Source organism: Aliiglaciecola sp. 2_MG-2023 (assembly GCF_030548145.1).
Classification (GTDB): domain Bacteria; phylum Pseudomonadota; class Gammaproteobacteria; order Enterobacterales; family Alteromonadaceae; genus Aliiglaciecola; species Aliiglaciecola lipolytica_A.
Genome location: NZ_JAUORY010000047.1, coordinates 1 through 7,310 on the forward strand (window position 1 = coordinate 1; position 7,310 = coordinate 7,310).

Below are 7,310 nucleotides of genomic sequence, written 5' to 3' on the forward strand. Positions count from 1 at the left end.
TATCCCTAAAAATTTCAAATATCATACTTTTAAAGCAAATAATGAGAATGCCAGCCTCAGGTTGTGCGGGTTGATTCTGCTGCATTGGCTATTTTCATGTTATGGGTGTCTAAATAAAAAATACATTCAAGTGCATCATGGTAAAGCGTTTTTAAATCCGAATATGTTGAGCCTTATGTCTCAATCTCCCCGAGCGTCTAAAATATCTCAGTTTATTTTGTAATAAATCCCTTAGAAAGAAGACTAGTAACTTTGAATTTCAGATATTGATGTCAATTTCATAAATCTAGAAAAGGTAATTTTAGGGGGAGAGTAAGAATGGAATATATTGATAATATTTTGGCAAGTGACAACTATGTATTTATGGGATTAATATTGATTGGAGTCTTTATTCTCTGGTTTCTTCCTGCAATGCTTGCTCTAGCTTTCAACCGAAAGCATTTTAAATACATATTGCTTGCCTGTATTCCTGCCGGTTTTTCTGTCATAGCATGGGGCGGCGTAATGGTTTGGGCAACAACGGGTAAAGTTTTTGGTAAGTACGCGAATAAAGTGAATGCTGAGAATTAGTGAAGAGGATACAAACTGCTGACCTCGTAGTTCGCAGCGCGAACCGCTTGGACCGAAAATACTGTGGGGTGTCGAAATTCTAACAGAGAATTTTTACCCGTTAGCTTAGTGTTAATTGCACAAGGAAGTCCCGTGAATCTTAATCAAGTTACATTGCCAGTTAAACACATGGATGAAGCCACCGAGTTTTATTTAAAACTAGGGTTTACTCAAATTGTAGATACTCCCCATTATGCCCGGTTCGAATGCACCGACGGAAATTCAACTTTTTCACTTTCATTAGAAACAGGTGATTTTTTAAATGGTGCAGTAATTTATTTTGAACATGAAGATTTAGATCAATGGGTATCAGATTTAAAAGCTGTTGGTATCAAGATTGATCAACAACCAACAGATCAAAGTTATTTATGGCGTGAAGCAATACTGCACGATCCATCAGGTAATAAAATCAAACTATACTGGGCTGGTGAGAATAGACTCAATCCACCATGGAGAGTTGATAAGCGCGGCTAACTAGCACTTCAAACCGAAATAAAGTTGGTTGTTTTCACATCGTTCAACATTATAACCAGCTATATTTGTGCACTTATCGCGGCGTTATTGCGCACAGGCCTTTAAAGTCTGTGTTTAGCGTAAACATAGAAATTTTCCTTAGTTCTACGATTTAACCACTGCTTTTTCCCACAATTGAGTAACGACTTTATTAATTTCAAATATTTATATATCTAATTTTTCTATCAAAACCAGTTAAGTGTAGCCTTCATCAAAAATTGTTATTTTCTGGCGGTTTGGTTTAGTCTAGGGTAATAATTTTAATCAATGATACAGTACTAATGGCTTGTTACAGTAAGGCCTCGATAGTCAAGTTGATGCAGTAATTTCGGACGTTAGTTTGAAGGGAGTCGTAATAATGTTCAGTCGAATAATCTTACTATTAATCGTTGTTTTTTCTCTAAATATTAATGCTAAAACAGTATTAGAGTTGGGGGATATCCCACCAGATTTTTTGGGTAAAGATAACAATGGTGACATTGTTAGCTTGAAGGATCATAAAGGTAAAATTGTGGTTATATCTTTTTGGGCATCTTGGTGTTCACCTTGTATCAAGGAGCTTCCAATCTTAGAAAATATTCAAAATAAAGTGGGTATAGATAAAGTCAAAGTGATAGCCGTTAATTTTAAGGAAGATCGTAAAAAATATAACAAGGTTAAAAAGTTACTTTCTTCACTAAACTTAACGTTAACTCATGATAAACGAGGTGCCATAGGTAAGAAATTTGGTGTTGAAGCAATTCCTAACTTATTTATCGTAGGCAAAAATGGAGAGCTTGTTTTTCATGAAATAGGTTATGGTGATGCGTCTATAGATAAAATTGTTGAAGTGCTAAACCAGCAACTTTCAAGCTCGCTAGCGGTTTAAAATTGCCACCAAAAACAGAAACAGCTTTTTTACCCCATTTAAGAAGGGATTAGGCGCCAATACCGGAATATGAATGACTGATAAATTCGCAACAAAACAGTTTATTGCCGAGATAGCAAAGCTAGGTCACCAGCAATCAACTAGTGTGCTCCAACTAAGGGGCCTGTTCTCATCTTTGTCCTTATGGAACGCTTGGCGATTGATGGCCCTCCGAGCTCAAGGTGAGCCAGCTTGGCTAGTTAGCTTCCTTCAGTACCGTATTCAGCAGACTACCAGTAAAGGGTGTTGTTCTGTGCTTTTGGTTCAGAGATTACAATGAAGCTTACAGGCAGGCGAACTGCTTACCTCATTTTGCTTGTTGTCATCGTTGTGTTGGGCGCATGGATGATGGTGCACAAATTACAGGGGCCTGAGTTGGCTGTATATCGTATCCAAAGTCAGCCATTGGTGCAGACTGTCGTTGCTACCGGGCGGGTTACGTCGGGATCGCGGGCGCAAGTGGGGGCACAAATCTCAGGCGTGATCGCTGAGCGTTTTGTTCGTGAAGGTGACGAGGTCCTAGCTGGCGACGTACTGGCGGTGTTACAAGACAATGAACAACTTGCTCGCGTCGGTGAAGCAAAAGCCGCCCTTGCTGAACTGCGTGAATCGAGTAAACCACAGGCCGATGTCACTTTGAAACGGGCTGAGGCGCGGTACGAGCAGTTCAGGCGCGAAGCGCAGCGTCGAAGGGATTTACTAGAGCGTAAGCTAATTGCCCATGAAGCCGTTGAACAGGCGGTTGAACAGGAAACTGAGGCACGTGCAGCACTTGAACAAGCCAAGCTTGCTGCAGAAATGCTGACTGCTGGTTATCCTAGCGATGTTGCTGCTGCCGAGCGCCTAGCGGCTGCACGCGCAGCACTGGAAAAAACAATAGTGCGTGCCCAAGTGAGCGGTACTGTGTTAACTCGTAATGCTGAACCTGGCGACGTAGTGCAGCCAGGTCGCGTGCTGTTTGAGATTGCCCGTGCTGGCCAAACCGAACTGCTGGTGCCGGTGGATGAAAGGAATCTCTCGGCTTTGCGTCTGGGACAACCTGCCCTGTGTGTAACGGATGCCTATCCGGATAGTCCGTTTTCGGCTACCTTGAGTTTTATCTCGCCAGCGGTGGATCCACAGCGTGGCAGTGTTGATATCCGTTTACAATTGGCAGCGATTCCTGACTTTCTGCGTCAAGACATGACTGTCACAGCCAATATTGAAACCGGCCGTCGCGAGAGCGCCCTTGTCGTGCCTAACGATGTGCTTGATGACATTAATGGCAGTTCGGCATACGTTTGGAAAGTCACAAACGGTCGCTTGCAACGCACAAAAGTGACGCTTGGTTTGCGCGGAATGGGGCGAACCGAGATTACCAGTGGATTGGCAAACGACGATCTGATTGTTGCAAATATAGACCCGTCGCTGGTGGATGGCAGTCGGGTGCGTGCTCGTGAAGATGATGTAATGCCGCTTACCAAGGAAACCGATGCATCTACCGCTCGCGAAACACCGGTTAAGTTCGAATGACAGGCATATGGACCGAATCGACAATCGCTATTAGGTTTTTGCGAGAAGGTCGTTCACAAAGTGCTTTAATTCTTATCGGCATTGGGGTTGGCGTTGCGGTTATCGTGTTTATCAACGCACTGATCACCGGGTTGCAAGACAACATCATTGATCGCACCTTGGGTACACAGTCGCATATCAGATTGTCGGCTCCCGATGAGGTAAACCAGATTCTGCCACTATCTGATGACAGCGTGCAATTGGTATTGGAAAGCAAGCGAGCGCAACGACTGCGTTCGATAAACAACTGGTTGCAATTGCGTGATGTATTGGACACATTGCCAGAGGTAACGGCAGTGTCTCCGATTATTTCCGGGCCAGCATTTGCTCGTCGCGGTGAAGCCCTTGAATCGGTGGCACTGGTCGGCATAGACAGCGAGCGCTACCAGCGGATTCTGCCCATCAGCGAAGACATCATTGAAGGGGTTTTCGAAGTGGGTGCTGGCAAAACAGTGATTGGCAAGCAACTGGCCATCGAACTAGGTGTTAGTGCCGGCGACAAGTTAAGGTTGCAGACTGGGCAAGGCGGCGACAGCGTGTTGAGTATCGCCGGAATTTTTGAGTTGGGTGTTCGTGACCTTGATGCGCGGTATGTTTACCTAGATATGAGTCAGGCGCAGTCGCTGCTAAATCTGCCCGGAGCGGCAACCGTAATCGATATGACTGTCATAGATATTTTTCGTGCAGACATTACGGCGACGCGCATAAGCCGACTGACCGGTCAGAAAGTTGAAAGCTGGATGGAGACCAATGCGCAGTTGCTGAATGCACTGCAGAGTCAAAGCTTGTCGACAAATATGATCAGTATGTTTGTGGCGTTGAGCGTGGCGCTGGGAATTGCTAGCGTGCTCTCGGTAAGCGTTGTTCAGCGTACTCGCGAGATTGGCATCTTGCGCGCCATTGGTATCACACGTACACAAATGTTGCTTGTGTTCCTTATTCAGGGCGCACTGTTCGGGCTGTTTGGCTCACTACTGGGCGGCATTAGCGGTTATCTGTTGGTCTGGATTTTTAACACGTTCGGGCCGCGATTGTTTTTCATTCCGGTCGATCTCAGCCTGCTGGTGGCCGCGAGCATGCTGGCAACCTTAACCGGAGTCATTTCAGCCTCCATTCCGGCGCACCGTGCCGCGCACCTCGATCCGGTGGAGGCTATTCGTCATGTCTGACGTCGGCACCTTTAATCAGCGCCAAGAGGTGTTGCGTCTAAAAGGGTTGAGGAAGAGTTACAACTTAGGTTTGCCGACTGAGGTAGAAGTGTTGCACGGGCTTGATCTTAGTCTTCAGCGCAGCGACTTCGCCGCGCTGATTGGAACTTCCGGTTCAGGTAAAAGTACCTTGCTCAATTTGATTGGTCTATTGGATACCCCAACCGCTGGCGAGATCGAGGTGTTGGGCGAAGCCACCCGCACCAGTGATGACAGTCGTCGCACCACTTTGCGCAGCAGCGTGATCGGATTTGTATTTCAGTTCCACCATCTCATTCAGGCTTTCACGGCGCTCGAGAACGTCCTCATGCCGCTGATGGTCACCCATGGAAAGCCTAGCGCCGAGCAGCGCGAGCTTGGTCATAGTCTCCTCGCCGAAGTGGGCCTAGCCGCTTACGCCGAACGCAAACCTGATCAGCTATCTGGCGGTCAGCAACAGCGTGTAGCTGTAGCTAGGGCACTGGTGACCCAACCTGCCCTGTTACTGGCAGACGAACCCACAGGTAATCTCGACAGCAAAAGCGCAGACGAGGTCTTCGCCTTATTTCGCATGTTCAATCAGAAATTTGGCTGCGCGGTGCTTTTGGTAACACATGATGCGAAACTGTCTGCTCAATGCGACCGCATAATAACCCTCGAAGACGGCAGGATCGCTAGTGACACCGGTGGCCGTGTTTGAGCTAATAAGTTGAAATAAATTATATATTTGAATTGCAAACCGCAATTGCGCTTCACAATGTCACTTATCAACTGTATGTATTCGGACTAACAATTCGCCAAACATTTGATGAACGGTTAGTGTAAGGCACTAGTTTTAAAGGAGTAAAGATTGAAGTATTTAATAACCTTGCTAATTATCGTAAGTTGTAACGCTCTAGCAAATGATGAACTCAAATCTATTTATTTTGCGTTTGAGTCAGATTTTATGAGCAATGATGCTGAGAAATATTCTGATTGGATAACTGAGCAATATGAAATTGTTCAAACTATGCATATTCCGGGTATGGGTAAAGACAGTCGTAAAGTTACAGGAAAGCAGATGATTGGGTTGATGAAAAAAATGAATAAACCGAATTCTACCCCTCGCTCTACATTTGAGAATACCAGTATTCGTCTAATTGATAATACGGGGTTCTGCGCGACTTCTAGTGCGCTCACAACAACAAAAGTTTCAGGCAAAGACTACGAAGAAAAAGAAACCAGAGAAGTATGTTTTCGTAAGTTAGAGAGTGACTTTAAAGCGATTGAGCACAAAATTGACGTTTACTACAAAAAACTATAAATCCATACAAGCGCTTTAAACTTGATTCTAAAGTAGTCATGTTTTTTGCGGAACAAAAGCCAGAGCGAGCTTTCTACACAATTTAACCGGCGGCAATGAGTCATGGGGGATTATGCATTGAATGTTGGAATCTACATTTACGATGATGCTGAAGTACTAGATTTTTCTGGTCCTTTTGAAGTGTTTTCAACTGCCAACAGGTTATCTAATCCAGAAGGGTTGTTTAACGTGTTTTTAGTAGCCGAGGAAAGTCGCACTGTTAAGGCTAGAGGCGGATTTAAGGTTAATCCGCATTATTGTTTTAGCCATCATCCTGAAATTGACGTACTGATAGTTGTTGGCGGCATTCACACCCAGGAGTTACTAAAATCGAAGGTTATTGATTGGGTTTCTACTACGTCAAAGAGCGCCAAAACGGTAGCGTCTGTTTGTACCGGAGCCTTTATTCTTGCGGAGGCCGGATTGTTATCCAATCTCAAAGTAACCACTCACTGGGAAGATATTGAAGATCTTCGGAGCTCATATTCAGACCTAACCGTTATCGAAAATCAACGGTGGGTAGATGAAGGCAAGGTGGTAACATCTGGTGGTATTTCCGCTGGCATTGATATGACCCTTCACTTAGTTTCAAAATTTGCTAGTTTAGATTTGGCAGAGAAAACCGCGAGGCAAATGGAATTTGACTGGCGTAAAATTATTTAGACACCCATGGAATTATCAAGACACCCATGATTGTTTAGGGGAACAACTCAGGCTGCAGATTCTTTCAGATTAACTTGGGACGGATATTCCACAAGAGCTGTTAGCGGGCGCTTAAGTTGGCGTTAGCAAACAAGAAGTTACTTAATGATTTTTATAAAAATGAGAATTTGATGCTAAACAAAATATTCATGTTATTTCTTGCTCTTATTCTAACCAGTTGTGTAGTTTTGCCTGAAATAGACCATTCAGAAAAGTATCAATGTGCGCTATCAACAGATAGAAAAATATTAAAATTAGTGAACTTGACTGATGGTGATACTAGCTTTTACCAATGGAATGATGAAATATTTGCAATACTATCTATTCCAACATCAGCAATTATTTCAGGTACATATGTCCTCGTTAATAACGTTTATCATATTGGCGAAAAGAAAATTAAATGTGGTTAACAAAATTAACATGACATCCATGATTATTTGGTAATTTTTTCTAGATGTTCTAGGCTTACAGTTACTCAACAACCATGGATGGTTAGTTA

General features: G+C 43.9%; 9 protein-coding genes. All 9 read left to right on the plus strand.

The window, feature by feature from the left end; translation table 11 throughout:
* Positions 1-318: 318 nt before the first annotated feature.
* Positions 319-570, plus strand: coding sequence for a superinfection immunity protein (locus Q4567_RS21935; protein WP_216049444.1), 252 nt, complete (start codon positions 319-321; stop codon positions 568-570).
* Positions 571-702: 132 nt separating this feature from the next.
* The gene (locus Q4567_RS21940) at positions 703-1,083 is read left to right on the plus strand and encodes a VOC family protein (protein ID WP_303502439.1); all 381 of its coding nucleotides are present in this window, start codon (positions 703-705) and stop codon (positions 1,081-1,083) included.
* A gap of 397 nt (positions 1,084-1,480) precedes the next feature.
* Positions 1,481-1,990, plus strand: coding sequence for a TlpA disulfide reductase family protein (locus Q4567_RS21945; RefSeq protein ID WP_216049446.1), 510 nt, complete (start codon positions 1,481-1,483; stop codon positions 1,988-1,990).
* A 384-nt stretch (positions 1,991-2,374) separates the two neighbouring features.
* Positions 2,375-3,541, plus strand: a complete 1,167-nt coding sequence (locus tag Q4567_RS21950; protein WP_303502441.1) for an efflux RND transporter periplasmic adaptor subunit — start codon at positions 2,375-2,377, stop codon at positions 3,539-3,541.
* Entirely contained in the window at positions 3,538-4,749 is a 1,212-nt protein-coding gene (locus Q4567_RS21955; RefSeq protein WP_216049448.1) for an ABC transporter permease, read from the plus strand. Before Q4567_RS21950 ends, Q4567_RS21955 begins: the two co-directional genes overlap by 4 nt.
* Positions 4,742-5,467, plus strand: coding sequence for an ABC transporter ATP-binding protein (locus Q4567_RS21960; RefSeq protein ID WP_303502442.1), 726 nt, complete (start codon positions 4,742-4,744; stop codon positions 5,465-5,467). The genes Q4567_RS21955 and Q4567_RS21960 overlap by 8 nt, the downstream gene beginning before the upstream one ends.
* Before the next feature lie 150 nt (positions 5,468-5,617).
* Positions 5,618-6,070, plus strand: coding sequence for a hypothetical protein (locus Q4567_RS21965; RefSeq protein WP_216049450.1), 453 nt, complete (start codon positions 5,618-5,620; stop codon positions 6,068-6,070).
* 117 nt (positions 6,071-6,187) lie between these two features.
* Positions 6,188-6,772, plus strand: a complete 585-nt coding sequence (locus Q4567_RS21970; protein ID WP_303502445.1) for a DJ-1/PfpI family protein — start codon at positions 6,188-6,190, stop codon at positions 6,770-6,772.
* 116 nt (positions 6,773-6,888) lie between these two features.
* Complete coding sequence (locus Q4567_RS21975; protein WP_303502447.1) at positions 6,889-7,221, plus strand: hypothetical protein; 333 nt, start codon at positions 6,889-6,891, stop codon at positions 7,219-7,221.
* Positions 7,222-7,310: the final 89 nt, after the last annotated feature.

What these genes read in the sequence shown, in the direction of transcription:
- Q4567_RS21935 (WP_216049444.1), top strand. Translation starts at nt 319, where the DNA reads ATGGAATATATTGATAATATTTTGGCAAGTGACAACTATGTATTTATG.
- Q4567_RS21945 (WP_216049446.1), top strand. Translation starts at nt 1,481, where the DNA reads ATGTTCAGTCGAATAATCTTACTATTAATCGTTGTTTTTTCTCTAAAT.
- Q4567_RS21950 (WP_303502441.1), top strand. Translation starts at nt 2,375, where the DNA reads ATGATGGTGCACAAATTACAGGGGCCTGAGTTGGCTGTATATCGTATC.
- Q4567_RS21955 (WP_216049448.1), top strand. Translation starts at nt 3,538, where the DNA reads ATGACAGGCATATGGACCGAATCGACAATCGCTATTAGGTTTTTGCGA.
- Q4567_RS21960 (WP_303502442.1), top strand. Translation starts at nt 4,742, where the DNA reads ATGTCTGACGTCGGCACCTTTAATCAGCGCCAAGAGGTGTTGCGTCTA.